14 protein-coding genes are annotated in these 16210 nt (G+C 56.1%); 8 read left to right on the top strand and 6 right to left on the bottom strand.

Translation table 11 applies throughout. The annotated features are described in order from the left end of the window. Positions 1–22: 22 nt before the first annotated feature. Both BJ917_RS01870 and BJ917_RS01865 read left to right on the top strand, forming a co-directional pair. Complete coding sequence (locus tag BJ917_RS01870; RefSeq protein WP_121101414.1) at positions 23–862, top strand: alpha/beta fold hydrolase; 840 nt, start codon at positions 23–25, stop codon at positions 860–862. Between the two features lie 87 nt (positions 863–949). Then, positions 950–2239: an FAD-binding oxidoreductase gene (locus BJ917_RS01865; protein WP_096511481.1), complete on the top strand. Its 1290-nt coding sequence runs from the start codon at positions 950–952 to the stop codon at positions 2237–2239. Positions 2240–2259: 20 nt separating this feature from the next. Here the strand turns inward: BJ917_RS01865 and BJ917_RS01860 are convergent, their stop codons facing one another. From BJ917_RS01860 to BJ917_RS01850, 3 genes are all read right to left on the bottom strand, one after another. After that, positions 2260–2439 carry a DUF1289 domain-containing protein gene (locus tag BJ917_RS01860; protein WP_096511483.1) on the bottom strand — a complete coding sequence of 60 codons (180 nt, stop codon included), beginning with the start codon at positions 2437–2439 and terminating at the stop codon, positions 2260–2262. Between the two features lie 2 nt (positions 2440–2441). Next, positions 2442–2813 (bottom strand): hypothetical protein, encoded by a 372-nt coding sequence (locus tag BJ917_RS01855; RefSeq protein ID WP_121101411.1) that lies wholly within the window; start codon positions 2811–2813, stop codon positions 2442–2444. 127 nt (positions 2814–2940) lie between these two features. Next, positions 2941–3807 carry a patatin-like phospholipase family protein gene (locus tag BJ917_RS01850; protein WP_096511511.1) on the bottom strand — a complete coding sequence of 289 codons (867 nt, stop codon included), beginning with the start codon at positions 3805–3807 and terminating at the stop codon, positions 2941–2943. A 188-nt stretch (positions 3808–3995) separates the two neighbouring features. Between BJ917_RS01850 and BJ917_RS01845 the strand changes: the two genes are divergently transcribed. Beyond that, positions 3996–5855, top strand: a complete 1860-nt coding sequence (locus BJ917_RS01845; protein ID WP_121101408.1) for an ABC transporter ATP-binding protein — start codon at positions 3996–3998, stop codon at positions 5853–5855. 152 nt (positions 5856–6007) lie between these two features. Here BJ917_RS01845 and BJ917_RS01840 read toward each other — a convergent pair whose 3' ends face one another. The 3 genes from BJ917_RS01840 to BJ917_RS32155 all read right to left on the bottom strand — a co-directional run bounded on the left by BJ917_RS01840 (position 6008) and on the right by BJ917_RS32155 (position 9786). After that, positions 6008–6364: a hypothetical protein gene (locus BJ917_RS01840; protein ID WP_256658488.1), complete on the bottom strand. Its 357-nt coding sequence runs from the start codon at positions 6362–6364 to the stop codon at positions 6008–6010. A 258-nt stretch (positions 6365–6622) separates the two neighbouring features. Beyond that, positions 6623–9223 carry a bifunctional aconitate hydratase 2/2-methylisocitrate dehydratase gene (acnB, locus tag BJ917_RS01835; protein WP_121101405.1) on the bottom strand — a complete coding sequence of 867 codons (2601 nt, stop codon included), beginning with the start codon at positions 9221–9223 and terminating at the stop codon, positions 6623–6625. Positions 9224–9654: 431 nt separating this feature from the next. After that, positions 9655–9786, bottom strand: coding sequence for a helix-turn-helix transcriptional regulator (locus BJ917_RS32155; protein ID WP_256658487.1), 132 nt, complete (start codon positions 9784–9786; stop codon positions 9655–9657). A 298-nt stretch (positions 9787–10084) separates the two neighbouring features. On the opposite strand from BJ917_RS32155, the gene BJ917_RS01830 reads away from it, so the two are divergent. From BJ917_RS01830 to BJ917_RS01810, 5 genes are all read left to right on the top strand, one after another. Next, on the top strand, positions 10085–11587 hold the full coding sequence (locus BJ917_RS01830; RefSeq protein ID WP_372237658.1) for an aldehyde dehydrogenase: 1503 nt from the start codon (positions 10085–10087) through the stop codon (positions 11585–11587). A gap of 209 nt (positions 11588–11796) precedes the next feature. Then, a complete protein-coding gene (locus tag BJ917_RS01825) occupies positions 11797–12645 on the top strand; it encodes a response regulator transcription factor (protein WP_096515391.1) in 849 nt (282 codons plus the stop codon). A 1-nt stretch (position 12646) separates the two neighbouring features. Then, positions 12647–14029, top strand: a complete 1383-nt coding sequence (locus BJ917_RS01820; protein WP_096511517.1) for an aspartate aminotransferase family protein — start codon at positions 12647–12649, stop codon at positions 14027–14029. Positions 14030–14295: 266 nt separating this feature from the next. Then, positions 14296–15681 (top strand): APC family permease, encoded by a 1386-nt coding sequence (locus BJ917_RS01815; protein ID WP_121101402.1) that lies wholly within the window; start codon positions 14296–14298, stop codon positions 15679–15681. A 137-nt stretch (positions 15682–15818) separates the two neighbouring features. Further along, complete coding sequence (locus BJ917_RS01810; protein ID WP_121101399.1) at positions 15819–16034, top strand: hypothetical protein; 216 nt, start codon at positions 15819–15821, stop codon at positions 16032–16034. Positions 16035–16210: the final 176 nt, after the last annotated feature.

The following is a 16210-nucleotide window of genomic DNA, read 5'->3' as shown; positions in this document are numbered from 1 at the left end:
CAATTATCAACGAGGTTTCACAATGTTGAGCAACCCTCAAGACACCCCCGAAGCGCGGCGTCGCCAGATGTACTACCGAGGTAGCACGACCATTTTTTCGTGCCGCAAGGATCCGCGTTTTGCCTATTGTCTTTATGTTCCGCAAACCTTTGATCAATCGCCTGAAGGCCATCGTTTGCTGGTCGCGGTCCATGGTACCGGGCGCACGATGGTCGAGTATCGGGACGCATTTGCCGAGTTCGGCCGCTTCAACCGCTACATCATTCTCGCGCCGCTGTTTCCGGTAGGTCCACTGGGCGATGGCAACCCGCATGGTTTCAAATACCTCAAGGAAGGGGACATCCGGTATGACGAAGTCCTGCTGGCCATGGTGGATGAAGTATCCGAGGCACTCAACACGTCGTTCCAGCGGTTTTCATTGTTTGGTTATTCGGGTGGTGGCCACTTTGCCAACCGATTTTACTACCTGCACCCCGAACGTCTACGCTCCGTGTCTATCGGTGCACCAGGGTCGGTGACCTTGATCGATGAGGGGCGCGATTGGTGGGTGGGTACCGGAGGCATCGAGGCGATTTTCGGTAAACGCCTGAATCTCGATGCGCTGCGTGAAGTCGATGTTCAACTGTTAGTGGGGGCCGCCGACCTGGAAACCTGGGAGATTCACTACGAGCCCGGTTCAGTGCAATACAAGGAAGGCATCAACGACGCCGGCCGCACCCGGGTGGAGCGCAATACCACACTGGCGCGTAACCTTGAGGCCTATGACATACGTGTTCAGCAAGACATTGTGCCCAACACCGCCCACGCCGGACTATCGGTTGTGCCCTATGTCCAGGACTTTTTATTGCAACTGGGCGATTGAATCAAAACGCCGTCGAGGCGACGATCTCGACGGCGTTTTGTCTGGATTCTCAGACAAGCGACTATTGGTTTCGCGAAGGATAAGCTCATGACCACGGATTACCAGCAAACCTATTATGAAACCACGGCCGACATCACAACCTATCCTGCCCAATCGGGTCGTGTGGATGCTCAAGTGTGTATTCTCGGCGGCGGCCTGGCGGGCCTGTCGACCGCACTCGGGTTGGCCGAGCGTGGCATCAATGACGTTGTTGTTCTGGAGTCCCATCGTATCGGTCATGGTGCCTCGGGTCGTAATGGCGGCTTCGTGTTCGGCGGCTACAGCCTGGGAAACGCTGACCTTCTCGCCACCCTTGGCGCTCAAGAGGCGCAACGCCTTTACCGGCTGACGCTGGATGCCGTTGAGTTAATCCGTCATCGGGTCAAACAGTACGGGATCGATTGTGACCTGGTTGACAAGGGGGTGATTCTCGCCAACTGGTTCAACGACCCGTCAAGACTTGAAGCACCGCAAAAACTTATGCGCGAGGTCTACGGGGTAGATTGGGCATACATGCCGCCAGGCCAGCTGAAAGAGCGACTCAAGACTGAGCGTTATTTCGGCGGCCTGCTGGAGCGCAACGCTTTCCACTTTCATCCGCTCAAGTACGTGTACGGCATTGCTCGCACTGTGGCGGGATTGGGTGTGCGTATCCACGAGCAATCATCGGCCCTGGTCATCGAGAAGCGTGGAAATAAATATGTGGTGAAAACCGAGGGCGGGGAAGTGCATGCCGAGCATGTCATCTTTTCCTGTGGCGGATACGCGCGCGGCGTCTATCGTCCTGTCGAACGTGCCGTGTTGCCCATTGCCACTTATGTGGTTGCAACCGAACCTCTCGGGGCTCGCCTCAAAGAAGCGATCGATTGTGAATCCGCCATCTACGACACGCGGTTCGCGTTTGATTACTACCGCCCGCTGCGCGACAGCAGGATTCTATGGGGAGGGCGGATTTCGGTGCTCAATCGCAGCCCGGAGGCGATCGCCAGCCTGCTCAAGGCAGATCTTTTAAACGTTTTTCCCCAGCTCGACGGTGTAGACATCCAATATTCCTGGGGCGGGTTGATGAGTTATGGCCGGCATCAAATGGCCCAGATCGGCCAGGATGAAGCCGGCGTCTGGCACGCCGTTGGTTTTGGTGGTCATGGCATGGCGCCCACGACCGTGGCGGGCGAGGTTCTGGCTGACGCTATCGCCAAGTCGATTCCGATTCCCGACGGTTTCCGCCAGTTCGGGTTGACCCGCACTTTTGGCCTGGCCGGTCTGGTCGCCGCGCAAATGACCTATACCGCCTGCCAGGCGCGAGATGCTTTCGACGCGCTGCGCCTTAACAAGTAAGGGCAACGAGAGCGCATTGGTCAGTGTGCTTTCTTCAGGCCTTTCAAACGCACATTCGCCCTTTGCACAGCGGCCATTTTTTCGGGCCGCTTCATGCGTTTCCACTTCCTGATGTCTTCTTTGCTGCGTCCGCAGCTCACGCACAGATCGCCGCTCAACTGGCAAACCGAAATGCATGGATTTTCGATTTCTTTGGCCATCTTCAAAAACCCTTGGTCACGCGTGATTGCGCAAGACGCCTTTGCCAATCGCCACCATGGGTGCGCTGGCACTCCTCTTCAGAGTCGAATCGGACAGTGAGATCCGAAGGCTTCACATCGATGTTTGCCTCGATCAGCGCGATAGCCGTCAGCTCGAAAATTCGCGCTTTCGCACTGGACTGGGCGAGCTGTTTATCGGTCAACGTTTCGAATACCCAAGTCACTTTCAGCGTTTGCGCCAGGGCGCTCAAGTCAGCGGTGTGGGTGAGCCAGGCAAAGCCTTTGATTTCGCCTTTTGCCGACTCGCAGGCATCGGTGAGTGTTGTCACTAAACGGCGCTCGATCCGCGCGAGTTCACGTTTGCCCAGAGGCATGGCCGGCTCCTTTGGAAAAAAAGGGAGGTACTTTGCACTGTCTGCAGGGAGAAAGCAGCAAAAGACGTCAATGAGCGATTTTTCCCGGAAATCACCCATGCTCGTGTGTTTGCGTGGCTGCGGACACTCAATGCTCATGGGCATGTGAATGGATCGTCAGGGCCCCCGGTACCTTGGTGCGTTCAAGCCCCCCACGGGCCAGCCACCGGAGGGTCTGCTCATAGGCACGCTGCAGCAAAGATTCGGTCTGGTCAAAGTTGAACACCGAGACATCCACCGGGCACAAGGGCGGGACGATATGCAGGCTAGTGAGCGTGCGGAAGTGTTCGATGTCGCTCACCAGTTGGCGCATGCTCATCAGGTTGACGGTATGCAGGGCCAGGGCGATCAGGCCGCGGGGCGGTTGTGATAGGGCACAACTCATTCCAGTGGGGACGACCACGACGTTGGTGGCGCCCAGGGCAACGGCCGTTGAAATGGGTGTATTGCTTGCCACACCACCGTCAATCAGGAACTGATCGGCAATTTGTACGCTGGGGAATACCAACGGGATGGCTGCGCTGGCCAGAAGCGCCTGGCCGAGTTCACCACTGGACAGAACGGTCTCGGCACCACTGAGCAGGTCGGTGGTGACGATGTACAGGGGCAGCACCGCATCCTCGATGCGATGAATGGGCAGTGCCCGACCCAGCAATCGGTTCAAGGCCGCCGGCTGCAACAGAAAGCCACGCCGTTTGATCAGTCCTCTACAGGTATCAAGCCAGGACAGGGGGAAGATGTCAGTTTTACTCAGCCCACGCCAGAATCCGGCGAGCGCCTCGACGCCATCGGCATCGGGCCTCGCGGCAAAGTAGGCTCCGTTGATAGCGCCTACCGAAGCGCCAACCACCATATCGAACCGCACATTGGCCTCGACCAGGGCCCGCAACATGCCCACCTGGACAGCACCCAAACTGCCGCCGCCTGCGAATACGATTGCAGTTTTGGTCACCATGCTCGAAGTCTCTGTGCAGCCATGCGTCGCATCAGTGTAGTTGACGGATTAACGTCATTTACCAGGGCTCTTGTGCATTCATGCCAGGCGTTTCTGATGGTTCCTGGCGCCACACCTCAATTTTTCAAACCCCTCAAAGCATCGTTCAATGGCAGAATCGCCTCAATTTGATCGTTTTGGAGAACACCATGCTTCGTGCGTTTGAACGAAGACTCGACCCCTTTCCTCCCGACGAGGGACCACCGCCACCCAACGGCCTGGCTCGATTCCTGTGGGCCTGTACGCGGGGCGCTCGCGGTTACATTCTTGCTTTTGCGCTGCTCAGTGCCAGTGTGTCGATTTACGAAGCCTGGCTGTTTTCCTTCCTCGGCCAGGTCGTGGACCTGCTCTCGACCTGGCAGGCGGGCGGTGAAGCGGCCGCCCAGGAAAGTCGCGTGTTGTGGGGGATGGGCATCATCATGGTGACCAGCGTCGGTCTGGTGGCGTTGCGCACCATGGTGCAGCACCAGATATTGGCGATTAACTTGCCGTTGCGTCTGCGCTGGGATTTCCATCGCCTGATGCTGCGGCAAAGCCTTTCGTTTTTTTCCGATGAATTTTCCGGCCGGGTCACTACCAAGGTGATGCAGACGGCGCTAGCGGTGCGCGACCTGCTATTCACCCTGATCGAGATCGCACCCGGTATCGGGGTGTATTTCATTGCGATCATCGCACTGGCCGGCGGCTTCGCCTTGAAACTGATGCTGCCTTTCGTTGCCTGGGTTGTGTTGTTCGGGCTGGCCATGTGGTACTTCGTGCCCCGCCTGGGGAAAGTCGGGCAGGAACAGGCCAATGCGCGGTCGATGATGACCGGACGTATCTCGGACGCCTACACCAACATCACGACGGTGAAACTGTTCTCCCACTCCAATCGTGAAGCGCACTTCGCGCGTGCGGCGATGGAGGACTTCAAGCAAACCGGCTTTCGCCAGATGCGCCTGGTCAGCCAGTTCGAGATCGTGAACCAGGCGTTGGTGGTGGCGTTGATCATGGCAGCAGGGGGCTATGCCCTGTGGCTATGGCACCAGGGTGAGGTCGGCGCAGGTGCCGTGGCGGCCATCACCGCCATGGCGCTGCGTATCAATGGCATGTCGCACTGGATCATGTGGCAAATGACCTCGCTGTTCGAGAGCATCGGCACCGTGCAGGATGGCATGGCAACGCTTACCCGCGGCCCAAAGGTGCAGGATGCGCCGGACGCGGGCGTCCTGGTGACCTCCGGCGGCGCCGTAACCTTCGATAAGGTGCGCTTCAACTACAATGGCGAACGCCAGGTGCTCGATGGCCTGAGCCTGAGCATTCGTCCGGGCGAAAAAATCGGCCTGGTTGGCCGCTCCGGCGCCGGCAAATCCACGCTGATCAACTTGCTGCTGCGCTTTTATGACGTCGACAGCGGGGAGATTCGCATCGACGGCCAAAACATCGCACACGTGACGCAAGACAGCCTGCGCGGCGCCATCGGCATGGTCACGCAGGATACCTCCCTGCTGCACCGCTCCATTCGCGACAACATCGCCTACGGCCGTCCCGATGCGACCGACGCGCAAATCCGCAGCGCCGCGGCCAATGCCCAGGCCGATGAGTTCATCAGCCAACTGAGCGACCGGCAAGGCCACACCGGCTACGACACCCTGGTGGGCGAGCGCGGTATCAAGCTGTCGGGCGGCCAGCGCCAACGCGTCGCGATTGCCCGGGTGATGCTCAAGAACGCCCCGATCCTGCTGCTTGACGAGGCCACCAGCGCGCTGGATTCGGAAGTCGAAGTGGCCATTCAGGAAAGCCTCGATGAAATGATGCAGGGCAAGACGGTGATCGCCATCGCCCATCGTTTGTCCACGATTGCGGCGATGGACCGGCTCATCGTCATGGATGACGGACGCATCATCGAACAGGGTACGCACTCTGAATTGCTCGCGAAGAACGGCATCTATGCGCGGCTGTGGCAGCATCAAAGCGGCGGGTTCCTGGGTGAGGACCAGGGCGTGGTCGAGGCTATGGATCAGGTGTGAGCGTGAAGGGTGTGCAGGAGGGGGCAGTGGCACTCACCATAGAGAAGCTGACATCCAGCCAAGCGATCGCGCCGCTTATCGGTGACTTACGGTGTGAGAGGCCCCTTCCGGCCCATAAGAGAATGCAATGGGCGGTCAATAGTCTTCCGGCCTCATCCCGGGCAGGGAAGCAGGTGCCATAGTCGCCTCGCCGGACGCAGCCCAATCAGATCGCCCCTGGACGGTTGATGAGGTGAATGCGATCTGCTCCAAACCGGGGAGCGTTTCTGGGGGATAGGGAACTGCTCATTGATCAAGGAGAGATGATCCAGTGCTTCACGAAACAGGGCTTCTGCCTTCCCTCGAAGTTGTAAGTAGTGAAGGAACATTTCGCTGTCGAGATCGGGTCGATCCAGCAAGTCGATGGCTGATCGATTGAGGGTATTCGCGGCTTCGAACAGTTTTTCATTCTGCTCCATCGCCAAACGGCGGCAAGCCATGAGGTGGGTAGTGGTGTGCTGGGAGTACATGGTCACCTCCGAATTCAATCGAACAACCATGCCGAGCCTCGGGTGAGGTAGGCCGCCGGAGATTGTTGATCTCGTGATAGAGGTAGGACCGCCTGCGCGCTGAGGCATATCAAAGAATTTTTGTTCAAAAAATCGATTGTTTGTGAGGGGGTGCAAGCCCAAAAAATCCATTTTTTTGAACTGTTTGTTTCATTTTCAAACGAGTAAAAAGCAAGGGCAGAGCGCCGACTTTGGTGTCGGCGCTCTGCGTTTTACGCCTTACGCTTGAACCACCGGGATGTTGGCGTTCGCCGCCGCTTCACGGAACTCGGCGATCTGGTCGAAAGACAGGTAGCGGTAGACATCGGCCGCCATGCTGTCGATCTTGCCAGCGTATTCCATGTACTCCTCGACGGTCGGCAGGCGACCCAGGATGGAGGCCACGGATGCCAGCTCGGCCGAGGCCAGGTAGACGTTAGTGGCGTCGCCCAGACGGTTCGGGAAGTTACGGGTCGAGGTCGAGACCACGGTCGAACCGGTCTGCACACGTGCCTGGTTACCCATGCACAGCGAGCAGCCTGGCATTTCCATGCGCGCACCGGCCTTGTCGTAGATGCCGTAGTAGCCTTCTTCGGTCAGCTGGTGAGCGTCCATCTTGGTTGGCGGGGCCAGCCACAGACGGGTTGGCAGCTCACCCTTGACCTGATCCAGCAACTTGCCGGCGGCGCGGAAATGACCGATGTTGGTCATGCACGAACCGATGAACACTTCGTCGATGCTCTGGCCTTGAACGGTCGACAGCAGGCGCGCGTCGTCCGGGTCGTTTGGCGCGCAGAGCACAGGTTCCTTGATCTCGGCCAGGTCGATCTCGATGATCTCGGCGTATTCGGCGTCTTTGTCCGCTTCCAGCAGTTCAGGGTTGGCCAGCCAGGCTTCCATCGCTTGAGCGCGACGTTCCAGGGTGCGGGCATCGCCGTAGCCTTCGCTGATCATCCAGCGCAGCAGGGTGATGTTCGAGCGCAAGTATTCGGCAATGGCCTTTTCCGGAAGCTTGATGGTGCAGCCCGCTGCGGAGCGTTCGGCCGAGGCGTCGGACAGTTCGAAGGCTTGTTCGACGGTCAGGTCGTCCAGGCCTTCGATTTCCAGGATGCGCCCGGAGAAGGCGTTGATCTTGCCTTTCTTTTCGACGGTCAGCAGGCCTTGCTGGATCGCGTAGTAAGGGATGGCATGCACCAGGTCGCGCAGGGTGATACCCGGTTGCAGCTTACCCTTGAAGCGCACCAGCACCGATTCCGGCATGTCCAGCGGCATGACACCGGTGGCGGCGGCGAACGCAACCAGGCCGGAACCGGCCGGGAACGAGATACCGATCGGAAAACGGGTGTGGGAGTCACCACCGGTACCGACGGTGTCCGGCAGCAGCATGCGGTTGAGCCACGAGTGGATGATGCCGTCGCCAACCTTCAACGAAACGCCGCCGCGGTTGCGCATGAAGTCCGGCAGGGTGTGATGGGTTTTTACATCCACCGGTTTCGGATAGGCCGCGGTGTGGCAGAAGGACTGCATCACCAATTCGGCAGAGAATCCCAGGCACGCCAGATCCTTGAGTTCGTCACGGGTCATCGGCCCGGTGGTGTCCTGGGAGCCGACGGTGGTCATCTTCGGTTCGCAGTAGGTGCCCGGACGAACGCCGGTCACGCCGCAAGCCTTGCCGACCATTTTCTGCGCCAAGGTGAAACCCTTGGTGCTTTGAGCCGGTGCTTCAGGCTTCTTGAACAGGTCCGAAGGCGCCAGACCCAGTTCGGCACGGGCCTTCTCGGTCAGGCCACGGCCGATGATCAGCGGAATACGGCCGCCAGCACGCACTTCGTCCAGCAGGACCGGGGTCTTCATTTCGAAGGTGGTCAGGACTTCGTCGGTGCCGTGCTTGCAGACTTTGCCGGCGTGCGGATAGACGTCGATCACGTCGCCCATGTGCAGGTTCGAGACGTCGAACTCGATGGGCAGTGCGCCGGCGTCTTCCATGGTGTTGTAGAAGATCGGGGCAATCTTGTTGCCGAAACAGAAACCGCCGGCGCGTTTGTTCGGTACGTACGGGATGTCGTCGCCGAAGAACCACAGCACCGAGTTGGTCGCCGATTTACGCGACGAACCGGTACCGACCACGTCGCCAACGTAGGCCACCGGGAAGCCTTGGGCTTTGACTTTTTCGATCTGCTTGAGCGGGCCAATGGCGCCAGGTTGCTCAGGCAGGATGCCGTCACGGGCCATTTTCAGCATGGCCAGGGCGTGCAGCGGGATGTCCGGGCGCGACCAGGCGTCCGGGGCAGGGGACAGGTCGTCGGTGTTGGTTTCGCCTGGCACCTTGAACACGCTCAGGCTGTACTTTTCTTCGATAGCCGGGCGGGCGGTGAACCACTCGCCGTCAGCCCAGGATTGCAGTACGCCTTTGGCGTGAGCGTTGCCGTTCCTGGCTTTTTCAGCCACGTCGTGGAAGGCATCGAACATCAGCAGGGTGTGTTTGAGTTGTTCGGCGGCAACGGCGGCCAGTTCGGCGTCGTCCAGCAGCTCAACCAGGGTGGCGATGTTATAGCCGCCTTGCATGGTGCCCAACAGCTCTACAGCGCGCTGCTTGTCGATCAAGGAGGATTTGGCTTCGCCTTTGGCGATAGCAGACAGGAAGCCGGCCTTGACATAGGCCGCTTCGTCCACACCTGGCGGAACGCGATGGGTAATCAGGTCGACGAGAAGTGCTTCTTCGCCAGCCGGGGGATTTTTCAGCAGCTCGACCAGGCCTGCGGTTTGTTCGGCGTTCAGCGCGAGGGGCGGCAGGCCTTCCTCGGCGCGCTCGTGGACGTGTTGGGCATAGGCTTGGAGCACGGCGATCTCCTGCGGGTAGTGCGCTGGGTAATAGGCACGCGAATTGGGGTAGCGGGACAGTTCGTTACCAGGAAAAAGCAGGAGCAGGGTTTCGGTTTCCGAGGGTGACCACCCGTGGTATCACCGAAAAGAACCTGCTCCTGCAAACCTGTAAGAATCTTTTATTGTTGACACATTGTTGTTTCGAGGCGAAATCTAAAAGGATAAATCGGCAAATGCAACAGGATTGTCGACACATCGTTGTTTTTTGTTCATTGGAATTCGGAGGAGCACCTGACGAGCTCCCCTCGAGAAGGTATTGATAATGGCGAGATAGACGTCTGGATCGGTGTAGGAGCAAAGCTTGCTCGCGATGGCGCCAGGTCAGTCAATCATGGACCGCCTGATACGCCGCCATCGCGAGCAAGCTTTGCTCCTACAGGGATCGATTCTCAGTCCAGCAACCCGAGTGTCCGGGCGATTGCGACCGCTTCGGTACGGCCACCGGCACCGAGTTTGGTATTGATCTTGCGCAGGTGTGATTTCAAGGTGAGCTGGGAGAGAAACCAGTAATCAGGAAGCATAAGTCCTGACGGACCGGGTCTTTTGTGTTGCTGCTCAAACTGCGTCACATCACACGACGTCATAGTTTCAACAATCAGCTGTCACCGGTAGAGTTTGAAAAGGTTATTTTTTCTTCTGGCTAAAGTTTTGGCTGCGTAGAACCGCTTATATATGTGAATTCAACATTCATTGTCGTATATGGACGCGGTCGAGCTGGTAGATATCTGATTAGTTTTTTTGTTTTGATAAGCCATATTTTTGCTCGTTTTCCTAAATCGCCGAGTGCCGCAACATCATGATCTTGACTCATAACAAATCATGGAGCAGAGCGTGCACGACTTTAGCTACTGGCAGCAGCGGGCTGCCAAACAGAATTTTGCCGATAAGGCCTGGATTGACGGTCGCTGGGTCGCAGCTCAATCCGGGGCAAATTTCAATTCCATAAACCCCGCGACTAATAAACTTCTTGCGAATATAGCTGCCTGCGGCGATGTCGAGGTTGACCTGGCAGTAAGGGCAGCGCGGCGTTCTTTCAACCAAGGGCCATGGGTTCGTATGGCTCCGGCTGAACGCAAGAAAGTCCTGCTGCGCCTGGCCGAGTTGCTGCTGGCCCATCGCGAGGAGCTCGCGCTGCTTGAATCACTCAACATGGGCAAGCCGGTGATGGACGCGTACAACATTGACGTGCCTGGCGCGGCAAACGTATTCGCCTGGTACGGCGAGGCAGTGGACAAGATCTATGACCAAGTCGCGCCAACCGCGCGATCCGCATTGGCAACCGTGACCAGGGAAGCACTCGGCGTGGTCGCCGCGGTCGTCCCTTGGAACTTCCCTTTGGATATGGCTGCCTGGAAACTGGCGCCCGCGTTGGCTGCAGGGAACAGCGTGGTTCTCAAGCCTGCCGAGCAATCTCCGGCTACCGCTTTGAGGTTGGCCGAGTTGGCTCAGGAAGCGGGCATTCCTGACGGCGTCTTCAATGTGGTTCCTGGCTTGGGGGAGGTCGCTGGCCGGGCATTGGGCCTGCACCCTGATGTGGATTGCCTTGTGTTCACCGGCTCCACTCAGGTGGGCAAATATTTCATGCAGTATTCCGCACAGTCGAACCTCAAGCAGGTGTGGCTGGAGTGCGGCGGAAAAAGCCCAAGCCTGGTATTTGAGGATTGCCAAGACCTTGACCTGGCCGCTGAAAAGGCTGCCTTCGGCATCTTCTTCAATCAGGGTGAGGTCTGTTCCGCCAACTCCCGTCTCTACGTACAACGCTCGATTCGAGACGAGTTCATGGAACGCTTGATCGCCAAGGCAAGCCAATGGATGCCGGGCGATCCTCTGAACCCGGCAAGTCGTGCAGGGGCGATCGTAGACACCCAGCAAGCGGATCGAATCTCGTCTGCAATCGAGCAGGCTTCGTCGCAAGGAGCCCGGCTTGTGTGCGGGGGCAATCGCCTGACCTTCAATGGCTCAAACAACTTCATCGAGCCCACCATTTTTGCGGATGTTCAGCAAGACATGGCGCTGAGTAGAGACGAGGTCTTCGGGCCAGTATTGGCTGTCACGGCATTTGACACTGAGGAGCAGGCACTTTCGATGGCTAACGACAGCCTCTATGGACTGGCCGCGTCTGTCTGGAGTGATGATCTCAATCGAGCTCACCGTGTAGCTCGAGCGCTTAACGTGGGCACTGTTTCAGTAAACACAGTGGATGCGCTTGACGTCAGCGTGCCTTTCGGCGGCGGTAAGCAGTCGGGTTTTGGGCGGGACTTGTCTCTTCATTCTTTTGACAAATATACCCAGCTGAAAACGACCTGGTTCCAGCTACGTTGATTCTGAGAGGGCTGATAATAATCGGCTGTCAGGGCGCGCTAATTCCCACTATAGGGTGATATCGGTTACGTATTGCTCGTGGGATAATCACAACAAGCAAGCAAGCGATACATTTGGACGCCTCAGGAAAGGAATCCCGAGGCGCCTACAAGCACAGGTGGCGTGTGGTGGACAGTGAACAACTTGCATCAGTGCAGTGGTATCAACAGATGGCAAAAGTGGTTCTCGCTGTGGGTCGACCTGAGTTTGTGAGTACGCTAGTTAGAGCCTTTAGCGTACTTGCGCCACTCCAGGCTACGACAGTTTACCTCTATCCGCACGACGGTCTGCCCAAGGCCTTGTTTGAACGCGACGACGAGGGGCCGTGGTTACCGGAAGGAAACGTAAAACAATATCTCTCGGGCTTTTATTTGCTTGATCCGTTTTACAGTGTTTCTGTCGAGAGTGTCGGTTCAGGTTGTTATCACTTGGCGGATGTCGCTCCCGACCATTTTGAGCGAAGTGAGTACTATGTGGCCTTTTATCAGCATGCCCATATTGAGGATGAGCTTAATTACATTCTTCAGATTTCGCCTGGCTATACAATTGCGGTATCCCTGGCCAGTGCCAGCAAATTAAACGAGCAACAACTGCAGCAATTCAAGATGATAAGTCCATGGGTGCTGGCGGTACTCAGTAGACATTGGGAAGGGTTAGGCGCCGATACGCTTAATGGTATGTTTGAAAATCAATTCGCCCGAAAAATACATACTGCGTTAAACAATTTCGGTAGCTCGGTTCTGTCTCAGCGTGAATGCAAAATTGCGCAACTGATATTGAAAGGGCATTCAACCCGCTCCCTTGCTGAGCGTTTAGCCATATCTGAGGATACCGTTAAAACTCATCGTAAACATGCGTATAGCAAGCTGAACATTGCCTCGCAATCGGAATTATTTTCCTTGTTTATCCATTCTCTCGCGCAAGCTCAGGATGTTTTTTTCAAGGATCCGTTAGAAAACTATAGGGGCGCAGACAACAATCCGTCCCCGCCATCAATCCAAAAACAAGAAGGTGATTGAAATGAATTTACCATTCAAGCCAGGTCGGGCGACTGAAGATTACCAGGCCTCGGACGCGGCACACCACATTCACGCTTTCCTTGATCAAAAAGCGTTGAATGTGGAAGGGCCACGAGTGATGGTGCGAGGTGAGGGCCTCTACCTCTGGGACAATGATGGTAATCGCTATCTTGATGGTATGTCGGGTCTATGGTGCACCCAGTTGGGTTACGGTCGTACCGACCTCACTGCGGCAGCCAGTGCGCAGATGAACCAATTGGCTTACTACAATATGTTTTTCCATACCACGCACCCGGCCGTTATCGAACTGTCGGAACTGCTGTTCAGCCTGCTGCCCAAGCACTACAGCCACGCGATTTATACAAACTCAGGTTCAGAAGCAAACGAGGTGTTGATCCGCACCGTGCGCCGCTACTGGCAAGTTGTCGGCAAGCCTGAGAAGAAAATCATGATCGGTCGCTGGAACGGTTACCACGGCTCGACACTGGCGGCCACTGCGCTCGGCGGTATGAAGTTCATGCATGAAATGGGTGGCATGATCCCGGACATCGCGCACATTGATGAGCCGTACTGGTATGCACAGGGCGGCGACCTTACACCGGCTGAATTCGGTCGTAAATGCGCGCTTCAACTTGAAGAAAAAATTCTGGAACTGGGCGCCGAGAATGTCGCAGGGTTCATCGCAGAGCCGTTCCAGGGTGCCGGCGGCATGATCTTCCCGCCTGAAAGCTACTGGCCGGAAATCCAGCGGATCTGCCGTCAATACGACGTCCTGCTTTGCGCGGACGAAGTGATCGGCGGGTTCGGGCGTACCGGTGAATGGTTCGCTCACGAGTACTTCGGATTTGAACCCGATACGCTGTCGATCGCCAAAGGCCTGACCAGTGGTTATGTACCCATGGGTGGGCTTGTACTGTCGAAACGCATCGCAGAAGCGTTGGTAGAGCAGGGCGGAGTGTTCGCACACGGCCTGACCTACTCCGGTCACCCCGTTGCAGCCGCGGTCGCGGTGGCGAACCTGAAGGCGTTGCGTGATGAAGGCATTGTCACTCGGGTGAAGAATGATTCAGGGCCCTATTTGCAAAAGTGCCTGCGTGAAGCCTTTGGTGACCATCCTCTGATTGGTGATATTCAAGGAACCGGTCTGGTTGCTGCGCTGCAGTTCGTTGATGATAAAAACACTCGCAAACGCTTTGAAAATGAGAATGATCTTGCCTGGCAGTGCCGTACTTTCGGGTTCGAAGAGGGCGTTATTATCCGCTCGACACTTGGCCGCATGATTATGGCCCCGGCGCTGGTAGCAGGGCACACGGAAATTGACGAGTTGGTTGATAAAACTCGCAAGGCTGTAGACCGCACCGCGAAGCTCATCGGCCGGCTTTAAACATTCCAAGGCCCGGAGCGTCGACAAACTTTTCGTCGACGCTCTCTCCCCCCCAAAACATTTGCCTTTCGCTGGAGTCGTTCGTGACTGCATCGGTTACGTGCGCGCTGCCAGCGGGGAGGGCAGAGATAGAATTTTATTCTGAAGGTTGAAACCGCCTTTTGAGTGAATCTTGATTTTTTCAGTTGCCGGAGATATTCGGCGACGCGTTTCCTTTCAGCCTGAAAAACAGGCAATAAAGTACTCTCATGATTAAGGAGTTCGCAATGACTACAAAAATAAGCGTACCCGACTCTTCTGGCCATGCTGGCGAGAAAACAGAATACTCCGGCTCTTCCGCAACATTCAGAAAGTCCTTGGGCATACCCGCACTGGTACTTTTCGGATTGGCATACATGGTTCCCCTTGCTGTATTTACAACCTATGGGCTTGTCACGCAAATGACCAAGGGCAACATGCCCACCGCGTATTTGTTCACGTTAGTCGCTATGCTGTTGACCGCCTACAGTTACGGCAGAATGGTTCAAGCTCACCCGTACTCAGGTTCGGTTTACACTTACACTCGGAAGGCATTTGGCGCTCATTTTGGGTTCATTGCAGGCTGGACTCTATTACTCGATTATATTTTTCTCCCTTTGTTAAGTTACCTGCTCATTGGGATATACATGTCAGAGTATTTTCCAGCGGTCCCTGCTGCGGTGTGGGCTTTGGGCTCTATTGTGCTGGTCACCGGGCTAAATCTTGTCGGAATAGAATCTGTTAATCGCGTAAATCTCGTTCTTGTTGTTGCGCAGTTGGTGTTCATCGTTGTTTTCGTAGCGCTTTCCGTAAGTAAGCTTAGTGGCCAGGCGAGCGAGGTATCTTTGATGCTTCCGTTCCACAACTCTGAATTTAGTTTGCCGCTTGTTTTTTCTGGTGCGGCTGTTCTATGTCTTTCGTTTCTTGGCTTTGACGCTGTATCAACGATGGCTGAAGAAACTCGAAACCCTCGCTTCCGCATCCCGGTAGCTATTATGGCCGTAACATTGATAGGCGGCGTTTTGTTCCTGGTTGTGTCGTATTGTGCGCATCTGATTTTCCCTGAGTGGAAGACTTTTGCAGATGCAGACTCAGCCTCTGTCGATGTCATGCGCCGCGCCGGTGGTGAAATGCTGGTGACCGCGTTTACTGCTACCTATGTCGCGGGCTGTTTTGCCTCTGCGATGGTTTCTCAAGCCAGCGTTTCCCGGGTGCTTTTCGCCATGGGCAGAGATGGAGCGCTACCTCGAGTCTTTGGCGTCCTGCATACCAAAAAGCGAGTTCCAGCGGCGGCGATCATTGTTGTCAGCGCTCTATCGCTGATTGCGTTGTTCATCACACTGGATGCCGTTGCAAACATGATTAGCTTCGGCGCCTTATTTGCGTTTTCTGCGGTGAACCTGGCAGTGATAAAGCACTATTTGATCGATGAAAACAAAGTAGGCACTAAAAACTATCTGCTCTACGGATTTATTCCAGCGCTAGGATTTCTCTCCACCCTATGGCTTTGGACAAGCCTGTCACACATGTCATTTTTGATCGGCTTGAGCTGGATGGCTGTTGGGATCATATGCCTGATCTGCCTGACCAGAATGTTCAGGGTAAAATTGCCAGAGTTGCAAATGGCCGAATGATATTTGAGTGGTGAGAGGTGCTGCTTCAGCCTCTCATCAGCTTCAGCCTGTGAATCAACATCAATTCTTGCAGCTGAAACACGGACGAAACATTCCAGCCATATGATTCGCGTCACTGAAATCCAGGGGAGGTGGAGATGAATCGGCAATCAAGAAGCATTCGCAAACTGCTCGACTCAGTCGCCACTAACAACGAGACCGCAGCACTCGATGTGATGCGCGCAGCAGAACAGCTCCAGGACGAGGTGCTTCGTCAACGGTTGCTCAACATGATTCACAGGCTCAACCAGGACGCCTATGATTTGCGAATGGCGCGTGACGAAATCCAAGGCGGCGCCATAAAGCTCGCGTGAACGGTCTCGGAGGCGTTTCTTAGCTGCTCCTTCGGGCCACTGAGGCCCCGATGTTCATAAGCGCCTGTTACCCTGATTTCGAGACCCTTTAGCCAGAAACCAGGTTAGAGTCTTCATCATTGTCTGTTCCTAAGCCCCCCACACGATTCGCGTAGTCGCCACAAGCGGTCCCAGCG

Source organism: Pseudomonas sp. WPR_5_2 (assembly GCF_003634475.1).
In the GTDB taxonomy this organism is placed as follows: domain Bacteria; phylum Pseudomonadota; class Gammaproteobacteria; order Pseudomonadales; family Pseudomonadaceae; genus Aquipseudomonas; species Aquipseudomonas izuensis.
The sequence above is the reverse complement of the archived record's forward strand: the minus strand, read 5'-3'. Positions and strand labels throughout refer to the sequence as shown.

Excerpts from the sequence above, each read along its gene's own strand:
- BJ917_RS01870 (WP_121101414.1), top strand. The coding sequence starts at position 23 with ATGTTGAGCAACCCTCAAGACACCCCCGAAGCGCGGCGTCGCCAGATG.
- BJ917_RS01865 (WP_096511481.1), top strand. The coding sequence starts at position 950 with ATGACCACGGATTACCAGCAAACCTATTATGAAACCACGGCCGACATC.
- BJ917_RS01860 (WP_096511483.1), bottom strand. The coding sequence starts at position 2,439 with ATGGCCAAAGAAATCGAAAATCCATGCATTTCGGTTTGCCAGTTGAGC.
- BJ917_RS01855 (WP_121101411.1), bottom strand. The coding sequence starts at position 2,813 with ATGCCTCTGGGCAAACGTGAACTCGCGCGGATCGAGCGCCGTTTAGTG.
- BJ917_RS01850 (WP_096511511.1), bottom strand. The coding sequence starts at position 3,807 with ATGGTGACCAAAACTGCAATCGTATTCGCAGGCGGCGGCAGTTTGGGT.
- BJ917_RS01845 (WP_121101408.1), top strand. The coding sequence starts at position 3,996 with ATGCTTCGTGCGTTTGAACGAAGACTCGACCCCTTTCCTCCCGACGAG.
- BJ917_RS01840 (WP_256658488.1), bottom strand. The coding sequence starts at position 6,364 with ATGTACTCCCAGCACACCACTACCCACCTCATGGCTTGCCGCCGTTTG.
- BJ917_RS32155 (WP_256658487.1), bottom strand. The coding sequence starts at position 9,786 with ATGCTTCCTGATTACTGGTTTCTCTCCCAGCTCACCTTGAAATCACAC.
- BJ917_RS01830 (WP_372237658.1), top strand. The coding sequence starts at position 10,085 with ATGGAGCAGAGCGTGCACGACTTTAGCTACTGGCAGCAGCGGGCTGCC.
- BJ917_RS01825 (WP_096515391.1), top strand. The coding sequence starts at position 11,797 with ATGGCAAAAGTGGTTCTCGCTGTGGGTCGACCTGAGTTTGTGAGTACG.
- BJ917_RS01820 (WP_096511517.1), top strand. The coding sequence starts at position 12,647 with ATGAATTTACCATTCAAGCCAGGTCGGGCGACTGAAGATTACCAGGCC.
- BJ917_RS01815 (WP_121101402.1), top strand. The coding sequence starts at position 14,296 with ATGACTACAAAAATAAGCGTACCCGACTCTTCTGGCCATGCTGGCGAG.
- BJ917_RS01810 (WP_121101399.1), top strand. The coding sequence starts at position 15,819 with ATGAATCGGCAATCAAGAAGCATTCGCAAACTGCTCGACTCAGTCGCC.